General features: G+C 29.7%; 20 protein-coding genes, 2 pseudogenes, 1 riboswitch and 1 other annotated feature. Of the genes and pseudogenes, 9 read left to right on the plus strand and 13 right to left on the minus strand.

What is annotated here, in order from left to right:
* Positions 1-540: 540 nt before the first annotated feature.
* The 10 genes from L3B96_RS19240 to L3B96_RS19285 all read right to left on the minus strand — a co-directional run bounded on the left by L3B96_RS19240 (position 541) and on the right by L3B96_RS19285 (position 11,106).
* A complete protein-coding gene (locus tag L3B96_RS19240) occupies positions 541-1,239 on the minus strand; it encodes a response regulator transcription factor (RefSeq protein WP_077828886.1) in 699 nt (232 codons plus the stop codon).
* A 174-nt stretch (positions 1,240-1,413) separates the two neighbouring features.
* Positions 1,414-2,868 carry a HAMP domain-containing sensor histidine kinase gene (locus L3B96_RS19245; protein WP_238948303.1) on the minus strand — a complete coding sequence of 485 codons (1,455 nt, stop codon included), beginning with the start codon at positions 2,866-2,868 and terminating at the stop codon, positions 1,414-1,416.
* A 473-nt stretch (positions 2,869-3,341) separates the two neighbouring features.
* Positions 3,342-4,886, minus strand: a complete 1,545-nt coding sequence (locus L3B96_RS19250; protein ID WP_238948304.1) for a DHA2 family efflux MFS transporter permease subunit — start codon at positions 4,884-4,886, stop codon at positions 3,342-3,344.
* 8 nt (positions 4,887-4,894) lie between these two features.
* Positions 4,895-5,548, minus strand: coding sequence for an efflux RND transporter periplasmic adaptor subunit (locus tag L3B96_RS19255; RefSeq protein WP_238948305.1), 654 nt, complete (start codon positions 5,546-5,548; stop codon positions 4,895-4,897).
* 15 nt (positions 5,549-5,563) lie between these two features.
* Positions 5,564-6,550: an efflux RND transporter periplasmic adaptor subunit gene (locus L3B96_RS19260; RefSeq protein ID WP_238948306.1), complete on the minus strand. Its 987-nt coding sequence runs from the start codon at positions 6,548-6,550 to the stop codon at positions 5,564-5,566.
* A gap of 28 nt (positions 6,551-6,578) precedes the next feature.
* Positions 6,579-6,782, minus strand: coding sequence for a hypothetical protein (locus L3B96_RS19265; protein WP_065417396.1), 204 nt, complete (start codon positions 6,780-6,782; stop codon positions 6,579-6,581).
* A 351-nt stretch (positions 6,783-7,133) separates the two neighbouring features.
* On the minus strand, positions 7,134-8,708 hold the full coding sequence (locus L3B96_RS19270) for a DEAD/DEAH box helicase (RefSeq protein ID WP_077869077.1): 1,575 nt from the start codon (positions 8,706-8,708) through the stop codon (positions 7,134-7,136).
* 236 nt (positions 8,709-8,944) lie between these two features.
* Complete coding sequence (locus L3B96_RS19275) at positions 8,945-9,136, minus strand: cold-shock protein (RefSeq protein ID WP_039771389.1); 192 nt, start codon at positions 9,134-9,136, stop codon at positions 8,945-8,947.
* Between the two features lie 558 nt (positions 9,137-9,694).
* On the minus strand, positions 9,695-10,261 hold the full coding sequence (locus L3B96_RS19280; RefSeq protein WP_238948307.1) for a GNAT family protein: 567 nt from the start codon (positions 10,259-10,261) through the stop codon (positions 9,695-9,697).
* Positions 10,262-10,407: 146 nt separating this feature from the next.
* Entirely contained in the window at positions 10,408-11,106 is a 699-nt protein-coding gene (locus L3B96_RS19285) for a FadR/GntR family transcriptional regulator (protein ID WP_238948308.1), read from the minus strand.
* Between the two features lie 357 nt (positions 11,107-11,463).
* Here L3B96_RS19285 and L3B96_RS19290 point away from each other — a divergent pair.
* A pseudogene (locus L3B96_RS19290) lies at positions 11,464-11,612 on the plus strand (YvrJ family protein).
* Positions 11,613-11,700: 88 nt separating this feature from the next.
* On the opposite strand, the gene nhaA reads toward L3B96_RS19290, so the two are convergent.
* The gene (gene nhaA, locus L3B96_RS19295; RefSeq protein WP_238948309.1) at positions 11,701-12,915 is read right to left on the minus strand and encodes a Na+/H+ antiporter NhaA; all 1,215 of its coding nucleotides are present in this window, start codon (positions 12,913-12,915) and stop codon (positions 11,701-11,703) included.
* Positions 12,916-13,020: 105 nt separating this feature from the next.
* Positions 13,021-13,076, minus strand: a sequence feature (sodium ion sensor (DUF1646 type); this cis-regulatory element may regulate processes involved in with the transportation of sodium ions).
* An 86-nt stretch (positions 13,077-13,162) separates the two neighbouring features.
* On the minus strand, positions 13,163-13,780 hold the full coding sequence (locus L3B96_RS19300; protein WP_238948310.1) for a GGDEF domain-containing protein: 618 nt from the start codon (positions 13,778-13,780) through the stop codon (positions 13,163-13,165).
* Between the two features lie 312 nt (positions 13,781-14,092).
* Positions 14,093-14,224: riboswitch (cyclic di-AMP (ydaO/yuaA leader) on the plus strand.
* A gap of 118 nt (positions 14,225-14,342) precedes the next feature.
* Here L3B96_RS19300 and dapB point away from each other — a divergent pair.
* The 8 genes and pseudogenes from dapB (at position 14,343) to L3B96_RS19340 (ending at position 20,884) form a co-directional block, all read left to right on the plus strand.
* Positions 14,343-15,203 (plus strand): 4-hydroxy-tetrahydrodipicolinate reductase, encoded by an 861-nt coding sequence (gene dapB / locus L3B96_RS19305; protein ID WP_077828893.1) that lies wholly within the window; start codon positions 14,343-14,345, stop codon positions 15,201-15,203.
* A 228-nt stretch (positions 15,204-15,431) separates the two neighbouring features.
* Positions 15,432-15,707: pseudogene (locus tag L3B96_RS19310) on the plus strand (putative beta-lysine N-acetyltransferase); the annotation flags it as partial.
* Positions 15,708-15,954: 247 nt separating this feature from the next.
* Positions 15,955-17,535 (plus strand): ClC family H(+)/Cl(-) exchange transporter, encoded by a 1,581-nt coding sequence (locus L3B96_RS19315; RefSeq protein WP_238948311.1) that lies wholly within the window; start codon positions 15,955-15,957, stop codon positions 17,533-17,535.
* Between the two features lie 241 nt (positions 17,536-17,776).
* The gene (locus L3B96_RS19320) at positions 17,777-17,932 is read left to right on the plus strand and encodes a hypothetical protein (RefSeq protein WP_238948312.1); all 156 of its coding nucleotides are present in this window, start codon (positions 17,777-17,779) and stop codon (positions 17,930-17,932) included.
* A gap of 8 nt (positions 17,933-17,940) precedes the next feature.
* Positions 17,941-18,276 (plus strand): hypothetical protein, encoded by a 336-nt coding sequence (locus tag L3B96_RS19325; RefSeq protein ID WP_238948313.1) that lies wholly within the window; start codon positions 17,941-17,943, stop codon positions 18,274-18,276.
* A 296-nt stretch (positions 18,277-18,572) separates the two neighbouring features.
* Complete coding sequence (locus L3B96_RS19330; protein ID WP_238948314.1) at positions 18,573-19,364, plus strand: SDR family NAD(P)-dependent oxidoreductase; 792 nt, start codon at positions 18,573-18,575, stop codon at positions 19,362-19,364.
* A 411-nt stretch (positions 19,365-19,775) separates the two neighbouring features.
* Entirely contained in the window at positions 19,776-20,504 is a 729-nt protein-coding gene (locus L3B96_RS19335) for a DUF421 domain-containing protein (RefSeq protein ID WP_238948315.1), read from the plus strand.
* A 14-nt stretch (positions 20,505-20,518) separates the two neighbouring features.
* Positions 20,519-20,884 carry a DUF4363 family protein gene (locus L3B96_RS19340; RefSeq protein WP_017209145.1) on the plus strand — a complete coding sequence of 122 codons (366 nt, stop codon included), beginning with the start codon at positions 20,519-20,521 and terminating at the stop codon, positions 20,882-20,884.
* Positions 20,885-20,944: 60 nt separating this feature from the next.
* On the opposite strand, the gene L3B96_RS19345 is transcribed toward L3B96_RS19340, so the two are convergent.
* On the minus strand, positions 20,945-21,307 hold the full coding sequence (locus tag L3B96_RS19345) for a DsrE family protein (protein ID WP_012059138.1): 363 nt from the start codon (positions 21,305-21,307) through the stop codon (positions 20,945-20,947).
* Positions 21,308-21,380 lie beyond the last annotated feature (73 nt).

The following is a 21,380-nucleotide window of genomic DNA, read 5'->3' on the forward strand; positions in this document are numbered from 1 at the left end:
ATTTAACTTATCCGTAATTCTTAGAAGCATAATTTTTATCTAATCCCATTGTCATTAGTTATATTTTATATTTCCATATTATGTAGAACACTATTAATCTGGGCATCTATGTATATTTTTTCATATCTTTATAAACAATTTCTAAACTTTTTTAGATTTTAAAATATAATCTGAAACTAACGATATAAATTCCAAGATAAAAACATAAGTGGCTACGCAACACACTCTCTTGATAACTTTTTTTGCAAGTTAGCCCCATATTATTTGTCTATTTATTTATATAACTGCCTTTGAAAACGCAAAAGTTTCGCTCCTTTCTAGTATTATAAATACTAGAAAATAAAAAGATCTTAGATTAATAAATTTATTATTAGCCTAAGATCTTTTCTTAATTTTATAGATATATAATTTAAACATTCAAATTTTTAAATAAACATATTTACAAATTTGTCAAAACTTCAATCTTACATATTCATTAGAAATTATAACTTAAATATAAGTAATATTGCTTATCTCATTTGTGATATTTTTAATAACGAACTATAATTTAAATCTGTATCCCGCGCCCCACACAGTCTCAATAAATTGAGGATTACTACTATCTTCCTCAATTTTATCTCTTATTCTATTAATATGCACAGTAACAGTTGCAACATCAGCAAAGGAATCCATGCCCCAAATTCTATCTAAAAGAATTGTTTTTGAAAATACGATATTAGGGTTTGTTGCTAAAAATAGCAGAAGTTCAAATTCTTTGTTAGCCAATTTAACTTCTTTATCAGCAACATATACCCTTCTTTCCCTTTTCAATATTTTTAATCGTTTAAACACCATGACTCCATTATTTATATTATCTTTTTTCCCCATTGAAGTTAATCTATCATAGCGTGAAAGATGTGCATTTACTCTAGCGACAAGCTCACTTGGGTCAAAAGGCTTGACAATATAATCATCCGCTCCAAGATTAAAACCTTTTATTTTATCTACCGAATCCTTTTTAGCTGTAACCATTAGTATAGGTATCTCTTTATTACTTCTTATCTCTTTACAAAGCTGAAACCCATCTTTACTTGGAAGCATTAAATCAAGCAGTATTAAATCAAATTCTCTATTCAATGCGAAATTTAATCCGTCTTCTCCATTAAAGGCAATTTCAGTTTTAAATCCGCTTACCTCAAGATAATCCCTTTCTAGTTCTGCAATCAATTTATCATCTTCTATTATCAATATTTTTCGCATCTTCTTTTCTCCCATTATGTTTATATGCAATTAAGCTTAATAGTCAATATATTTTTTCTTATCACAGTCAATATATGAACCCTAGGCAATACAATTCATTTTTTATCGTTTAGTCAACAATTCCTTCTAGCTTAAGATATATTTTTATAAATTAAACTTTTTAGAGTATATATGTTAAATTTTATTATTAATCGGAAAAGTTATAATAATAGCTAATCCATTGTCATTTTCAGCAGTAATTGTGCCATTATGAGCTTTTATTATATATTCGCAAATTGAAAGCCCAAGTCCACTTCCTTCACTTGAATTGGCTCTCGACTGGTCTTCCCTATAAAAACTAGCAAATAGTTTTGATAAGTTTTCTTCTAAAACTCCTGGCCCATCATCCTTTATTTTTAAAACAACACTGTCTTCCATTTCTTCTATAGTAATATATACCTTACCAAATTCTTTCACTTTGTATTTTACACTATTCTCAAGTATATTTGTAAGCACTCTTCGAATTTCTTCAAAATCCATTATAATAAAAATATTATCTTTACAAAAATTTTTATAAGTTAAATTAAGCCCTTTACCTCCAAATTCTGGTATAGCATTACTAAAAAAATCTAAAAAGAACTCATTACAATTTATATTCTCAAAGTTAAAAGGAAATTTTCCAGTATCTAATTTGGAAAAGAAAAATAATTTATCTACAAGCTTGTCCATATCGCAAGTTTTACTATATATAATTTCATAATACCTTTCACGTTTTTCATCTGTATTTGCAATTCCATCCTTTAATCCTTTTGAATATCCTTTAATTGTTGTTAATGGTGTACGTAAATCATGAGATATTCCTGCGACCAATTCCTTTCTATTTTGCTCATATTTTAGCTGCATATCAATTGATTCTTTAAGCCTTACTCTCATTTTATCAAAATCCCTACAAACTTTTGCAAATTCATCTGTCCCTTGATAACTCAGCTTAAAATCAAGGTTCCCTTCTTCTATTTGTCCCGCACCATAGCTTAGTAGCTCTAAAGGTTTAATCAAACTTTTAGCTACTCGTGACGATAATATCCCATTAGTTAAAATAATTATAAGCAGCGCTACTATGAATACAACCCCCATGTAACTTAATAGAAATGTTCTTGCCTCTGCTTTCATTTGCTGTCTGCTCATTAAATTATTATTTGATTTTACAGCAAGCATATTAATATTTTTTCCATCTTTAGTTAAACTATTTTTAACTAAACTAATAGAATTAACCTCAAGGACTATTGAATCTGAAGATGTAAGAACGTCTCGCTCAAGCTTGGACATAGCATTTTTATCAGCATCAGTTATATTAGAAAATATTGTGTCGCCGTCACTTGTAATTATAAAGTCATAACCGGCATTTTTAAGATCTTCCTTCGTTTTGTTATAATCATTAATTTTATCATAATTATTTCTAATTTCTTTATTATACATAAATAAAGTTTTCTGAATAAATGATATTCCACTATCCTCTTCAAAAACCTTTATTTTCTTACCATATATCTCTGTAAATCCTTCTAGAACTCCAACTGCAATAACTACTATCAATATTGCTGGAACTATCAACATAAAAAGATTTGACATAGCCAGCCGTTTTTTTATCATCATAATTACAATATCTCCTTCTAATTTCTCTGTTAATCAAATACTTTCGCTAAAATATGCCCCACAAAATGGCTAATTTTTAGCTTACTCTCACAAATTAACATAATTATAATATAAAATACCACTTTATTCATCGTTAATCAATGCTAGTATTTTAATAATTCAATCATTCTAAACTAACCTATCAATAACTTCACAACCAATATGTCCACTTATAATAATATGGCCTACTGCTACTATAAAACTACTCATTTTTACACATCTGCTCCTTATATGTATAAATTTTCACTTTATCTAGGCATGAGATGAAAGTATAACAGCTCCAAGGTCAATCTTTACCTTAGAGCTGTTATTATTAATGTATTAATAAATTTCATGAAAAATACGCTTACAATTGTAACTGCATATTTATTAATTCTATATCATTATGACAATTAATGATTTTATTCGTAAAATACCTCATTAAGTCGTTTTTATCATTCTGCCACTGCTGCATCTGTTTCTTCTTGTTTGCCTTGTTTTAATAAAAGTGTTGGAATTATTATAATAGCAGTTATGATTGAAATTATAAACATTGTCTCATTAAGTGCTTGAAGTTGTGCCTGACTTGCAACTTCGCCAAAAATCTTACTTAAAGCAATTCCTGTAGCATCACTGCTCGATATCCCGCCCTTAATAAGTGCACCTTGAAGCATTTCAAATAACTTCATGCTATTTTTATTAAAAGATGTCACTTGTGAAGCTAAGTTAGAATAATCAATCACATTTCTATGCTGCATAATACTTGTAATAATTGTGACACCTATAGAAGTCCCTACTTGCTTTACTGTATTAGTCAAAGCAGATGCATTTGACATTGCTGCCTTTGGTAATCCACTAAAACCTACTGTTTGAACTGGTGCCATAAGAAATCCCACACCAAAGCCTCTAATCATTAATAGAATCGTAATATCTATATTAGGTGTATCCAACGTAATTTTTGACATACTATAGCTGTTAATACCTATCAAAATCAATGCAAATACAGCAAATAATCTAACGTCAAATTTGTTACCAATTTTCCCATATAAGATCATAGATATGGCTGTGGCTATTGCTTCTGGAAATAAAATCAAGCCTGTACTCATTGAATCAAGTCCTCTTATTTGTTGAAGGAATATTGGCATAAGAAACACACCACCATAAAGAGCTAACATTGCAACGTTCATGATAATATTACTCATGCAAAAAGTGTAATTCTTTAAAAGTTTTAAATCAAGCATAGGTTCTTCAATGAGTAATTCATTTACAACAAATATTATAAGACTGTAACATCCAACAATCATAAGCACTATATTTTTTATATCGTTCCAGTCCAAATCACTTTTTCCAAGTACATAGAGAACGCAGGACATTCCAATACTCGAAGTTAAAAATCCAATAATATCAAATTTCTTTGATGACTTATGTTCTGATTTCTTGAATATGAGTATAGCCATTATTATGGCAACTATCCCAACTGGAAGATTTATAAAAAAAAGAAATCTCCAATTGAAATTTTGAATAATATATCCACCTAAACTTGGTCCTAAAGCTGGAGCTGCCATTACACACATTCCCATTAACCCTATAGCCATTCCAATTTCACTTTTATCAAAAGTAGTCATTAATATCGTCATACCAAGCGATATTATGCAAGCCCCTCCAATTCCTTGAATTACTCTTGCAATTATCATTATATTCTCATTCCATGAAATACCGCATAATAGTGAACCTAAAGTAAATAAAATTAACGCCATAACAAATACGCTTTTAGTGCCAAATTTATCTCCAAAATAACTTGTTGAGGGAATTACAACTCCTAAGGTTAAGGTATATGAACTAACAACCCATTGTATTTGATCTATTGATGCGTTAAATGTCTGCATCATTTTAGTAATAGAGATATTAATAATACTGGTATCTAGATTTACCATAAAAATTGCCATAATTACAATGCTCATAATAAGCCATTTAGATGAAGATTCTTTTTTATTTTCCATACTTCCACCTACTTTATATGTATTTTTATATCTGCATTTGTACCAGGTAGAAGATTAGCATCATTTTTCTCAAATTCAATTTTTACAGGTACCTTTTGAACAACCTTAGTGAAAGTTCCACCAGAGGAGGATGGTAGAAGTGAAAATGCTGAATTTGAAGCTTTTCCTATATACTCAACTTTACCTTTAAATGATTTCCCTTCAAATTGGTCAATTTTTATATCTACACTTTGTCCTTCATGTAATTTTTCAACCTTAATTTCTTCTATATTAGCAGTTATATAAAGCTTTTCTGGATCAATCATTACTGCAAGTGTCGATCCAGCCGAAACATATTGTCCCTCCTCAGCTTCCTTTTTAATAATTATCCCATTAGTTGGTGCTCTAAGTAACGCTGAATCAATATTAGCATCTGCTAAGCCATTAGCATCTAGACGACCTAAAATTTGATCTTTTACATCTTTGTCCCCTTCTTTTGCATTAAATTCAAGAAGTTTACCTGATACTTGCGGAGTTATGCTGATAAAATCTCCATCAACCTTTGCATCTTCTGTTGAAACAAAGTTTTCATTGTTATACCAGTAATAAAAACCTACTCCACCAAGGGTAGTTAACATCGCACATAATATGAATATAATTATTGTTTTACGTTTTTCTTTCATCCCTATCATCCTTTCTTAGCCTTCTATACCAACTTCAGCAAACATACCTGGTTTCAATTGCCCCTTTGAATCTGTTAAAACTATTTTAACTAAAACATTGGAGTTTTGAGAGTTTAATGTTGAATTTATTACTGATATGGTTCCTTCAAATTCTGAATCTTCTATTTCGGATACTTTAACTTCTACAGCTTGTCCTTCTTCCAAATCTTTTACAAGCCTTAGAGGTGCATATGCATTCACACACAAAGCATCTGGATTAGATATTGAAATAAGTGTGCTTCCAGGTGCTGCCATTTCGCCTTTATTTATATTCTTAACAGTAACTTTACCTGAAATAGGCGCTGTAATGCTTCCATTATTTAATGCCACCTGCGCTGTTTTCACTGCCTCTTCAGCTTGATGTACTTGAGCCTTGTAAACATCTATACTTGTTTCTGTAGCACCATTTTTAAGCATTTCTAATTGTTCTTCTGCAGACTTTTGTCCTGACTCAGCTGAGGTAAGTTGCTGCTGTGCAGTTTCAAGCTGCACCTCTGTAGCTGCGCTAGCATCAAATAAAGCTTTTGTACGATCATAATTCTTTTTAGCAACATCATAGGTTGCTTTAGCGCTATCCAAAGCTGCTTGCGCTTGTGATATTTGTTCAGGCTGAGTGCTATTCATAGCATTATTCAAATTTGCATTTGCAGTATTTACTGCTGCTTGTGCCTGATCTACCTGTGCTTGAAGATCCTGAGTATCTAATTTAATCACGGCATCACCTTGATTTACAGTTGATCCTACATTAACTAATACATCTGAGACTCTAGCAGAAATCTTTGAAGATACATTAACTTGATTATCAGTCTCAATCCTTCCAGCCATAAGATATATGGAATTTTGCTTATTAACCTCTTCTACTTGAACAGCATTTTCATTCTTATTATTTTTTACAGCGCATCCCGTAAAAAGAGAGGTTCCTATAAGTGTTGATAATATAATTAGCAATACATATTTCTTCATAAATTAATTACTCCTTTAACAAACTAATCTATTTTATGCCTTCATCTGAAATTACATCTCGTAGGTCATTAGGTTTTATAATTTCAAAGATTGGATCTAAAACCTTAAATAAAGCTATTAAATCTTCTCTTAATGAACCATGATTAGCGATTTCTAATTCTATCGATAGTGCTTGCTGGCTTATAACAGCAAGTATAAGATAACATTTTTGTGGCCATCGGAGATAAATCACCTCTCTACTAATCCAATTAATAATCTAGAATTTAAAAAACCTAAAGGTACGAATGTTATACTTCCTATAAGGTACCAAAGTACCTTATAGGAAGTATAACATTGGAAATTATAAAATGCAATACTAAATATTTGCAATAACAAATCATAAATATCTCTGAAACCTAAGAATCCTTAATAGATGCAAGTTCCACCATTTTTTCTTTTTAAGGTGCATATTCTCAAGAATATATATTTTTTATAATATTACCATATTTGCTCTAGTATTCTGACCCTATACTAAGAACAATAAAAAAATACCTATAGACCAAACACTTTCTTCATGTGTCTTGTTCATAGGTATAGTTTTAAATTATCTTTTTGATTTTGTTGAAATTTCGACATTTAGCTTTCTTCCAGCAAATTTCTTTCCAGTGCAATGCTTCATTATGGATTCCGCTGCAGCCTCTGTTACATTTACAAATGAAAACTTTTCAAGAATATCAATATCTCCGACATCTTCTCTTTTTACCTTTGCATTCTCATTAAAGAAATCCACTAGCTTCCTTGGATTAATCTTATCCAAGCGTCCTACATTCAAAAACAGTCTCTTGTAATCTGTCTTCGAACCTATTTCATTTTCAGTATAGTCATAGTTCACTTCTTTACTATATACCATATCCATTAATGCCGCTGCTACTTCTACGAGGTTAAACTCTTCATCAAGTTCTGTTGCCATTGGTATAAATTTCTTATAGCTATCCTGCTCCAAAGTTTCCTTTATCTTTGAAAACATATTTTTGTACTTTGAAACAAATATTTCATCAACAGTAGGAATTTCTCTTCTTCTTATCTTGCTTTTTGTAACCTTTTCAATATGTTTAAGAGACATATATTCCCTTGCAGTAACCAATGTGTAAGCAACACCTTTTCTATTTGCTCTACCTGTTCTGCCTATTCTGTGAACATAGGATTCTACGTCCTGAGGCAAATCGTAATTTATTACATGCGTTACATTTTCAACATCTATGCCTCTTGCAGCAACATCAGTTGCTATCAGGAATTCTAAATTTCCTTCTTTAAATTTTCTTAAGGTATTTATTCTCTGATTTTGATTCATATCTCCATGCATTCCTTCAGCAGTATACCCTCTTCCCTGAAGACCTTCAACAAGTTCATCAACGTTCCTTTTGGTCTTACAAAAGATTATTGCAGATGTAGGTTCATCAACATCAAGTATCCTACATAGTGTTTCAAATCTATCCTTGTTTTTAATTTCATAATAGTATTGATCCACTGTAGCTACAGTCATTGCATTTTTTAAAATGGCTATGTGTTTCGTTTCAGACTTCATATATCTTTTAGCAAGTCTTTTGATTTCTTCAGGCATAGTAGCTGAAAACAACATTGTCTGTCTGTCTTGATTTGAATTTTTTATTATTTCTTCTATATCGTCAATAAATCCCATGTTTAACATTTCATCGGCTTCATCTAATACAAGAAATCTAATAGAGCTCAAATTTAAAACTTTTCTTCTTATTAAATCCAACACTCTACCTGGAGTTCCTACTACTATATCTATCCCTCTACGTAAAGCTGAAATCTGCCTGTCAATAGGTTGACCACCGTATACAGGAAGCAACTTAATCTTAGTAAATTTAGCTATACGATTCAATTCATCATTTACCTGTATAGCAAGTTCTCTTGTAGGCGTTAGTATTATACTATTTACCTTACCATCTTGCTTTCCAATTCTGCTTAATATTGGTGCACCAAATGCCAGTGTCTTTCCTGTTCCTGTTTGTGCCTGCCCAATAACATCATGACCTTCTAAAAGAACTGGTATTACCTCAGCTTGAATCTTAGAAGGTTCTTCAAATCCCATTGCATCAATGGCCTTAAGAATACTCTCATCAAGACCTAATTCACTAAATACCTTATTTCCCAAATTAACCCCTTCTTTCTTTTTTATAAATTTATCTGATCTCTAGACAATGTAACACTCCCACCTCTTTTTAGGTTGTAGATAGCAGTAACATGCCCTAAGATTGGTTCAACTAAGATTCAGATGGAGATTCCAATCCCCCACCTTAATCAAATTTCACTTTATTTCAATAAAAAGCCACCTTAAACAAGGCGGCAAAAATCACCTATTATGTTGTTAATAAACATCAAGAAGCTATTTTATACTTTTTGAATATTGGTTGCTTGAGGACCTTTTGTACCTTTTTCAACATCAAACTGAACTTTATCTCCTTCTTGTATACTAAATCCTGAAAGAGAAGATGAATGTACAAAAACATCTTTTTCTCCCTCTACCTCTATAAAACCAAATCCCTTTTCTGAATTAAAAAACTTTACTGTACCTGTTTTCATAAATATCCTCCTTATAAAAATATTGTATTTTGATTTGTCAAGCATATCATCACTTGTAGAAGCAAGTTATGATTTATAGTTTACTAGACTTTTCCCATTATTAAGTATTCCCAACATTTCATAAAACAATACTTTTATAAGAACAAAGTAAAATATACATTCTTATTAATTTTTATTTTCCTGGCAATTAATATGATTATTTCTGCTTCATGATTGATTTTTGCATATAAAATTTCGAAAATTTACAAAAAAGGCATGCCAAGTATTTCTAACTGACCTACCTTTATTGGTGTTTTCTAGTAATATTATGGATATAATTATAGTAACATATTATTAGAGAAGAATCTATGTTTATTGGGATTTTCTTTCCATAAATCTTAAATTTACAGATTAGATATTTATTATCACTTTTTTCTAACTCAAAGAATAATCCACTAATTCATCAAAATTAGTTTCTACATCTAGCATTAAAATAAGCTCCTTGGTTTTATCCTTTATAGTATTATATGTGATTTGATTGTTGGTATACAAAATGAGAAATTTAGGAAATAAAAATATCTATTTTTCAGCTTCAGATTTTAATAAAGAATATAGATTCAAATCAACAACACCTTTTCCCTTCCAAGTATATCCCTGCCTAATTGTCCCCTCTTTAATAAAACCATTTCTTTCTAATACATTCTTGGATTTAATATTTTCTGGCATGACAAATGCTTGTATTCTATTAATTCCAATGTCATTAAATAAATAGTCTACCATTACCCTTACAGCTTTAGTCGCAATTCCATTACCCCAAAACTTATTGTTCAACCTATAGCCTATAGTTATCATATTTACCTCGTTAGAATAATCAAATATCTCTGCTATTCCAACAACCTTCTCCGGTTCATTATTTAGACATATGCCAAGAAATATGCATTTTTTCTTATGAAAATCTCTCTCAAAATGTCCTATCATATTAACAACGGTATTTTTATTCTTTTTAATCATTACAGGAGAATATTTAAAAAGTTCTTCATTTCTATATATTTCGAAAATTTCGTCAAGGTCAATATCAACAATTTTTCTTAGTGTTATTTCATCATCTGAAATATGAGGAAATTGTTCATATGGATTTTTATTCAAATTATCTTACTCCTCCCATTCTCTCAGTGGCTTGTCTAAAATATATAATATCTTCTTCAATTAGATATGAAATCTTAACACGTAGCATTATTAAATTTTTTAAGCTCACTCTTATAAGATTTTATATTTTCATTTAGAACACAATTCTAATTTTCGTATCCATAAGATTTCCTAATTAGATCGAAATGTTCTTGCATAGCATTGTAAGCTAGTGATTCATCCCTTTTCTTTAAATTTCTTAATAAATTCTCATGTATCCATAATAAGCTTTCTTTGGTATTTCCCTCATGAAAAATTTGCATTCTAGCATTCCGTATGAATTCGTCTACAAGTTGAGATATAACATTAAGTACATTAATTAATAATACATTTCTTGAAGCCTTTGCAATTAATTGATGGAACTTAATATCTAATTCAACACTTTCTTCTTCACTACTAGCAACATACATCTTATCCAATAACTCTGTTAAGAGTTTAAGCTCACCATCGTCTATATTCTTAGCTGCTAATTTAGAACATTGAAGTTCTAGTGTTTCCCTTAAATCATACATTTCTTTTGGCGAACTCTCTTGCAGCATAAACATTATTGAAAGAGGTTCAAGCAAAGAGTTATTAAAATTTGTTCGTATATAATTTCCAGCTCCATGCCTGCTTTCTATTAATCCTATGACTTCTAAAGCCCTCATCGCTTCCCTCACAGATGCACGCGATACCTCAAGAGATTCTGCCATTTCTCTTTCTGTCGGCAATTTATCTCCCTTTTTTATTTCTCCATATTTTATTTTATCCTTAATTTTCTCTATAACTTGATCATATACTTTTGGATTTTTATTAGGTACAAGCATATGTTATGTCCCCCTCCTTTTCTTATTGATATTTCTTAATACATTATACATCAATTTTCTAAATTCTAATATTCTGAAGAACATGTATTCTTCTATGGTAATATTCTTCACAATATTTATTCTTTGCCATATTAGCATCATACGATATTTAAACATATATCCAAAGCTCATATTTTAAAAATGGCACTGTATTACTTTCATGAAAGCACTACTATGAATTGCAATTGATAATATCGAAAATTTAACAATTTTAAATATTCTATTGTTAAACTAGTCATCAAATATCAACTTGTATTTAAATTCACCATGTTAAATATACATGTTAGCCATATATCTTTAATAGGAGGTGATAACATAATGGATACTAATGAATTAATTAGTATCGTGGCTAACAATGGTTTTCCTATAGCGGTAACTGCATATTACTAATCCGCTTGGAAAAACAAATTGGAAGCCTATCTAATTCAATTAATAAATTAAATACTATAATATCAGCAAAACTTTGAATAGCTCTAGATGTAACTCTTAGTGATGATTCTAATAAAGTGGCTTAAGTAAAGGCTATAGACATTGAAAATTCAATGCTTATAGCCTTTAGCTTTGTTTGTAGTTTAATTTCTCATTTTTAAAATTTATAAATTTAAATACTATTGTACCATATGTTGCAGCTAAAATTGATGCAATCATAATACACATTTTTGCTTCAGATAATATATTGGCATCTGCAAATGACAAGGATGACACAAATATTGACATAGTAAATCCAATGCCACCAAAAACACTTGCACCATATAAATGTCTTTTGGTTACATTAGATGGAAACTTAGCTATTTTCAATTTTATTAAAATAAATGAAGTTCCAAATATACCAATTTGCTTTCCTACAAAAAGACCAAATATAATTCCTAATGAAGCTGGTGAAAACAAACTGCCTGAAAAATTATCAGTATTAATTATTATACCTGCATTTGCAAACGCAAATATTGGCATAATCACAAAGCTAGACCATGGTGTTAAAATATGTTCGAGTTTATACAATATTGAAGTTTTAAATTTATGAATATTTTCTCCAATTGGCAATGACATGCCTAGTAAGACTCCTGCAATTGTTGCATGTATACCGGATTTTAAAAGACAAATCCATAGAATTATACCTAAAATAATATAAATAGATGTATATTTAATTTTAAATTTATTAGCCAAGATAAGCGTAGCAAAAACTATTAATCCTAATAAAAGCGCTATCCATGAAATTTGACTATTATAAAATATTGCTATTACTATAATAGCACCCAAATCATCAACTATAGCGAGTGCAGTAAGAAATACAACTATTCCTTTTGGAGCATTTTTTGCAACTAAAGAAAGCATTCCAAGTGCAAATGCAATATCTGTTGCCATGGGTATCCCCCATCCTGTAATGGTTGGCTCCTTATAGTTAAATAATGCATAAATAATTGCAGGCACAATCATTCCTCCTATAGCTGCAGATATTGGAAGTATTGTCCTTTTAAAAGATTTTAGTTCCCCAAACACAACCTCTCTTTTTATTTCCATACCAACAACTAAGAAAAATATAGCCATCAATCCATCATTAATCCAGTGAAGAACTGACATTGATAATGAAAACACACCATATCCAATCGTTATATCTGTGTGGAATATATGCTCATAGCCTCCTGAAAAGCTCGAATTTGCAATCATAATTGCTGCAATAGCGCAAATTAAAAGAATTATACCACTAGAAGACTCACTTTTTAAAAAGTATAAGAATGGACTTAATATTTTAGTTTTTATTTTATCTTTCATTATTACCCTCCTTTTTAATGCGATGCTAGCTAGAATATTACTTAAAAATGTTTTGGCTTTATTAAAAATCTCCATAAAAAAAAGAGGCGGTAAAACTCAAAAAAGAGCTTCCCACCCCAGAAACTAATTGCTTGAAAACAAATTATATAATTTGCCCAACCGTATCTAACCACATTAATTCATTTTATATTATATATTATATTACACATTAATTTAATAATCAAGATTTGCTCAATGCGCTTAATGACTATTTGCTATATTTTTTAAACAAATCATCTAGAGCTTCTCTAAGAAGAAATGCCTCGGTTCTATCAGTTGCTTTTGACAACCTTGATAATCTATCAAGTTGAGTCTTAGTAAAATAATTAGATTTTAGCACCATACTCTCTGCCTCAGAAAGACATATTCTATTCTTACCTAATTCTTTTGCCCTAAATAATGCACTATCAGCCACTCTAAAAAGTTCAACTACGTTTTTAGCATCTCTTGGATAACTTGCTACACCGAAACTTAAAGTAAAATAAACATTATCATCAGAATTTTCATCTAAATTAAATGTATTATCTGATAAATACCTTCTTATTTCTTCAAGCTCCATAAAGCTTCTTTCCGCTCCCTTTTTTACAAGTAATATATTAAATTCATCACCTGATCTAAATACCATATCTGTTGAAGATAAATTGTTATTTAAAATTGAAATAAGCTTTTTTATTACCTCATCTCCAATAGAATTACCATATAAATTATTCAAATTCTTAAAATCATCAATATCTGCAACAACTATGCTAAAAGGACCTTCATTATTAGATATTAATTCCTCCATTTTAATTATTAATTCCTCTTTTGATGTAAGCTTGTTATCCATAAATAACCTCCATATATAATTAACTACTTATTATAAATCACTCTATTTTCTTATAAATATACTATGACTTAATTATACTAACACCAACATATATATGCGTCAATATATACTAAACATTAATATCCTTTTTGCTATGCTATATATTCAAAAATCCTATGAATATTTAAAATTATTTATTATAATTTCTAAAATATTAAATTCATATATATGTTAAGCAAAAGCCAATATTTGATTTAATATATACGTATCTATATATATTGACATATATATATAGAAATGATATGCTTATATACAGATAATGACAAAAAAAGAATAATTATAACGCTGAATCTTTTTGAGCGGGAGAACCATTTTTTGGGGTGAATCTTATTTTAGGATAAGTAGGGTTATTTTTCTTCAATCCGAATCCGTCAGCTAATCTCGTAAGCGTTGAAGAGAAGTTTTTGTATACTGCTAATATACTTTTTTTAGTATACCCATAAATATTATTGCTTAATAAGCTATAGAGACTTCTCTATAGCTTATTATTTTTTAACTAGTAATTTAAAAAAGGAGGCTTTTTATGTTAAAAGTATGTTTAATTGGACTTGGAAAAACAGGAAAAGAAATTGCAAAAATGATATTCAACCAAAGGAATATAAAAATTGTAGCTGCCATGTGCAGCCCTGGGAGCTTGAAAAAGCATATTGATCTAGGTGAAGTAATTGGAATTCAAGAAATTGGTATAAAAATTGAAGGAACTAATAAACTAGAAGAAACACTTGTACTTTGCAGGCCAGATGTTGTAGTCGATTTTTCTACGCCTGAAGCTACTTTAAAGAACTCTAGAACAATATCTCAAATGGGGATTAATATGATAATAGGTACCACAGGATTTTCAGAAGTAGATTTAGATAAAATAAGAAATCTAGCCTATAGAAATCACACTGGCATAGTGTATGCTCCCAACATAACTCTTGGAGTAAATGTGCTGATGATATTAACCAAATTAGCTTCCATCCTATTAAATAATTATGATTTTCAAATTTCTGAGATACATCATAGAGAAAAAAAGGACATTCCATCTGGTACTGCTTTAAAGATAGCTAATGAAATAAAAGATGGGTTAGTTTACTTAGGTAAGGATATTTCTAAAGAAAATATTCCAATTAATTCAGTTAGAGCTGGTGGTGTTGTTGGAAAACATGAAGTTATGATTGTTGGAGAAAATGACAGAATTACAATTTCTCATGAATCCTTTTCGAGAAAAGTTTTTGCCAGTGGAGCAATCCATGCAATAAGTTTTATACAAGATAAGATTGGATTCTATGAAATGAGTGATGTTTTAAGCTTATCAAAGATAATAAAAGATTTATATGCTCATGAAAATAATTTTGACTCTAATAATAATCTTGATAGTCTAATAGCAGCAGATATTCAATAATAAATTAGAATTTACAAATAAATATGTTAACGTTTGAGAGGAGTTTTTAATTTGTAAAAGAAATTATGAAGGTACATTGTGCACCTATACTGAACCTTCTGATAAAAGCCATGAATGCAAGAATTGTGGAATATGTGATAAATTTAAGAAAGACGAATATAAAGGCTTGAAAAACTCTATAGGGATGAAAGAATTTGTCGCCAAAAAGTAACGTTAGAATGAAAATATATGGATATGGAAAATTTAAATGCTGAAATAACAGACTGCGCTACTTCTCCTGCATATAGAGGTAAATGGATTCTTGCAAATGTAATCTATTCTTTAGAATGCGATCTTAAAGCTAAAGGTTTCCTTACTTTATATAGTTTATGTAGAGCTATAAACCCTAGTATAAACTTTGTATTAAGTAAGCATAATTATAAATTTACAGGAAGAATGGTAAACAACTGCAATATATGTGGCACTTTTGAAGATATGAATATTTGGGTAAAGAATATTAATTAATAATTGGAGCTTAAGCTTAAATTATAATATATTTAATAAGAACTAATTGACTGCTTTTTCAGTTTTAGAGAAAAGGCAGTCTTTTTTATATTTATAAACTAGTGCAAATTTGTTATGAATTATTCACCTTTAATAAAATTAAAAATCACATTAACTATTAACATGTTCTCATACATATGATAGCATATATATGTTTGTATAATTATATAGCAAATAATTTTCATGTAAATAAATTGGAGGAATAGAAATGGAAAAAGAACAGAGTACCTATAGCACTTTGTTTCATTGGCATAGTTTTAAATTAAAACTTGTATTTGAAGGAATATGCATAGGTATGGTAACTGGTTTAGTAATTGTGCTATATCGTTTAGCACTTGAAGAAGCAGGATATCTTTTAAGTTATATTTATAAGCTTATATCAATTAACCCCATTATTATATTACCATGGATTATGCTGCTGATAGTCATTGGCTACATAGTGGGATTGATGGTAAAAAACGAACCTATGATTAGTGGTAGTGGAATACCTCAGGTTGAAGGAGTTTTACTTAGGGAACTAGATATGACTTGGTGGAAAGTCATTCTCGGTAAGTTCTTTGGAGGTGTCCTTTCAATAGGTTCTGGCCTTTCATTAGGAAGAGAAGGTCCTTCTGTTCAATTAGGTGCAGCAATAGGACAAGGATTTAGTAAAGTCTTTAAAAGAATAAAAATTGAGGAAAAATATCTTATTACTAGTGGTGCTAGTGCAGGACTTGCAGCTGCATTTAACGCCCCTTTAGCTGGAGCAATGTTTGCATTAGAGGAAGTTCATAAAAACTTTTCACCATTAATTTTACTTTCCGCACTCTCCTCTGCATTATCAGCAGATTTTATTGCAAGCAGCTTCTTTGGACTAAAACCAGTATTTAATTTTGGAGCTTTTGCTACATTGCCACTAAACTTTTACTTTTATGTAATCATATTAGGTGTAATTGTAGGATTTCTCGGGGTCCTTTTTAATAAAGTTCTTTTAAAGACGCAAAACCTATATATAAAACAAGCTTGGCTAAAAAAAGAATTTAGAATTATAATTCCTCTATTATTATCAGTAGCCCTAGGTCTTTTATTACCAGAAGCTTTAGGTGGAGGTCATGAACTAATAACTTCATTAACTGAAGGTAAATTTTCTTTAATATTATTAGTTATTATTCTAGTTATTAAATTTTCATTTACTATGGCTAGTTTCGGCTCAGGTGCTCCCGGAGGAATTTTCCTTCCGCTACTTACAATTGGAGCACTAATTGGAAATGTATATGGCGAAGTTCTTATGCACATTGCTCACTTAGATAGCATTTACATAAATAATTTTATAATCTTAGCTATGGCTGGATATTTCGCCTCAGTAGTAAAATCGCCAATAACAGGAACAATCCTAATTACCGAAATGACAGGTTCATTTAACCATTTGCTTGCTTTGGCTATTGTCTCGGTAATATCATATATTGTAGCAGACCTTCTTGCTTCTAAGCCTATATATGAAGCTTTACTAGAAAAATTTCTGCAAAATCAAGGTGATAGAACACCCATTGGCGATAAGATAAATAAAGCTATACTGGAATTTGCTGTATGTATAGGATCGAAGTTAGATGGTAAACAAATCAAAGATGTAAAATGGCCATCTCGCTGTCTCCTTGTAGCAGTTAGACGTGGCGAAAATGAAATAATTCCTAAGGGAGATACTGTTATTTTGCCTGGAGACTATTTAACTGTCTTAACTAATGAGGATAGAGTTCCTAAAATAAATGATACCCTATTATTAATGTCTGAAACTTCTGACATTCTAAAATAAATATATTATAATTTAATTTGTCTTTTAAATAAAAATAAACAGGTTGGATTTCTTTAGAAAATATTCTATATTAAATCTTTATGTTTCATTCACTAAACTTTCATACGCCTTTAAAGTACAACTTATTTAATTATTAAAACAAAATTTTTGATAAATTCATTTGTAATTAAATCAGCTGTGTATAATCACATCAACCATATTAACCAATATATTATAGTATATCAATCTTTAGGGCAAAAATATGCAAGAAAATTACAATAGTACTATACACTTTTTAACAGGCACTGACGAGTTAGATTTGCAATTGTTAAATATAGAAATATCAACTGCTTATCTTGATATATTATCAACTATACTTGGTATTATTTCAGCAAAAAAGCCAAACAACTACTATTAAACAGTATAATGCAGCAGAAGAGTGGCAAGAGTCAAAAAAATGCACAAAATCAGCAACAAAATAGTCTGACTCAACAACAATCTAATATTTCACATCCAACCCCAAGTGAAATAGCCGCTTTTGCAAGTTGCCTTGGCATATATGTCGTTCTTTCATATACTAATGTTTCTTTTATTAGACTTTACGAAGTATATAACAATATTCAAGAAGGTAATACTAACTTTACTATTACCCCTAATATAAATATAACTACTGGTTTCACATATTCTTGTATTGGTACTTTATTACGAATAATTGGCGCTATCCAAAGAGTTGATGAAGAATCTCAAATAACCATTTTATAATCAAAAGTCTAACTAACTTATTAGACATATAATACATCTGTATTTTTAATTTCATAATTAAATAGTTTTAAAATAAAATACCGCAAATTCCTATTGTGAACGTGCGGTATTTAAGCTATATTAATTTAATTCATCTATAGATATATTCACTCTATTAATATTTTTGTTAAATATAGAGATAATAATAACGTAACTCTTACATAAATGTATTCATATAAATTGCATTTTTAAGTTTTTATTCAAAAATACAATTTATAAATATCATATACTATACTTAAGTAAATTAAGGTGATCTCATGAAAAAAATTCTAATTACCGGCTGTGGTTCCGGTCTTGGACGTAAAGCTTCATTTGCTTTAGCAAATAGAGGTCATTATGTCTATGCAACAACTCATACTGAAGAACAAGCCAATGAAATTAACTCTTTCAATAAAAAATATAACCTTCCTATTGAAAGCTTTAAATTGGATATTTTAAATAGCAATGATAGATTGAAGATAACTAATCTTGAAATTGATGTTTTAATAAATAATGCAGCCATTGGAAATTCAGGTTCAGTGGCTGAAGTGGATTCTGATATATATCTGGAAACTTTTGAAACAAACGTTTTTTGTCCAATTGAATTGACTCAACTTGTATTAAAACAAATGATTCCTCGAAAAAAAGGAAGGATAATTTTTGTATCATCTTTGGCTGGACGCTCCCCCATTCCATTTTTATCTCCATACTGCGCAACTAAATTTGCACTGGAATCCATATGTCCGTCTTTAAACGAAGAGCTTAAAGAACTTAAAAATGTTAATATTCCTGTAATATTAATAGAGCCAGGAAGCTATGCTACTGGATTTAATCAAAAAAATATATCAAAACAATTTAATTGGATGAAGATTCATTCTTATTTCAAAAATAATATACATTCCCTAGAAAACAAGCAATATACATACTTTAAGCTGACAGAATCCACTAATTTTGATTCTATTATAGATAAATACATAAAAGCAGTAGAAGACAGATATCCAAAGGAAAGATATGTATCCCCTTCAAGCCAAGGTGCTTTCATTAAAATTAAAAACATCCTAAAAAAATAACTAAAAAACCAATAGAACTTAGTAATTCATTATATCAGTTCTATTGGTTCTTAAAAATCAAAAATAACTCTTATGTTATATATTTATATATGTAAATTCCAAAATAGTAAACAGAAATTATTATGATAGCAATGTTGTAAGGCTAATTTTTCTTTGATTCCTTTAGTTTTTTCTATCGATGCCTTTCCAATTGTTCCTGTAGAGATAGCGTGGAAACAATAATCTATAAAAGTAAAGATCGATATAAGCCATACACGTCCTAATGATCCCTTCTCGGTTTTTATGTACTTATTTGCTACCTCCGAAAAACCTTTTATTCTTCCGGAACTACATAAAAATTAATTTAACAGTATAAAATATGATTCAAGTAGAATAATAAATATATCCTGCTAAGATCGGAGGTATTGATAATTGAATGAAGGATTAGTAGTTTTTGTGCGTGCTATTATTGCATTCTTTTCTTTACTTATTTTCGCAAAGATACTTGGAAAACAACAAATAAGTCAACTGACATTCTTTGATTATGCCCTTGGAATAACAATTGGATCAATTGCTGCAACTCTTACTACTGACTTATCAAGCAGGGCATGGCCTCATTTTGTCGGATTGCTTACTTGGTGTTTACTTGGATATTTAATGGAGTACATTACCGAGAAATGGAGATACGCCGCAAAATATATCGAAGGCGAACCTACAATTGTAATTATGAATGGCAAGATAATGGAAAGTGCATTAAAAAAAATGAAATATACAGCATCAGATCTCATGGGACTATTAAGAGTTAAAGATATTTTTCATTTGTCTCAAGTAGATTTTGCAATTATTGAGCCAAATGGCCAATTATCTGTTCTAAAGAAACCAGAGTATGAACCTTTAACACCTAAGGATATGAGTATTCAAAAAGAACCAAGCGGTATAAGTACTGAACTCATATATGATGGAATTCTTATAAATGAAAATTTGAAACAACTTAATAAGACTGAAAAATGGCTTATGAATCAACTAAAAATTCATAAAGTTAAGGATGTTTCAGAAGTATTTCTTGCGACCTTAACTCCTTCTGGCTCCTTATATATAGACAAATATGATGATCATATGGTAAAAGTAACCGATATTGGTGATTATAAAGGACCATATTAAAGGAGGAATTTATCATGAGAAAATTTTTAGTAATATCGATACCTATAGTTGCACTAATTTTTTTTGTATTAATCATGCTTAGTGGCAATATTTTGAAGGAACCTATGGGCAATGATGATAACATTCCTGAATCAATACAGCTACTTATACAGGATATAGAATCAGGAAATTGGGAAAGTGCCAATATTAAAACAGACAACCTCTCTAATTCATGGAAAAAAATAGCCAAAAGAGTTCAATTTAGTTCTGAAAGAGATGAAATAAATCAATTTAATATATGCATCTCACATCTTCGCGGTGCCATAATGGCTAGAGATAAATCTAGTTCACTTATTGCTTTAAATGAGGCTTATGCTCATTGGAATGACCTTGGAAAATAAATATTAGAGCTTTTCTAAATAAATAATCTGCTTGTTAAAATACTTAAAACTATAAATTATTCATGGTTTTATGTAACTATAACCGTCACTTTGCTTATTTACAAGTTCCAAAATTCCGGTAGGAACAATATCTACAAACGACATTAAATCTTCCTTTTTTATACTATAAGATTTTAACGCATTGTTGCACGCAACAAACTTAATCCCTTTATGATCTAACTCTTTCATTTCACTGCTAATCCTTAAATCTAATTCATTATCGTAAGCATAAGCCTTTACAGCTTCTGAATTTGCTAAAATTTCAATATTAAAATTGTTAATATTTATAGCCTCCAATAAATTATTTGTATTTTTTAGGACTATACTCCATTTACTTAGTTCATCTATATGAAATATAACTTTATATTCTAAAATGATAGTCATCTCCTTTTAAAAATATACTATAAGCTTCATATATCTTTATTTCTCAATTAATAATATGAAGCCTATAAAGATT

Source organism: Clostridium sp. YIM B02569, assembly GCF_022320765.1.
Classification (GTDB): Bacteria; Bacillota; Clostridia; order Clostridiales; family Clostridiaceae; genus Clostridium; species Clostridium beijerinckii.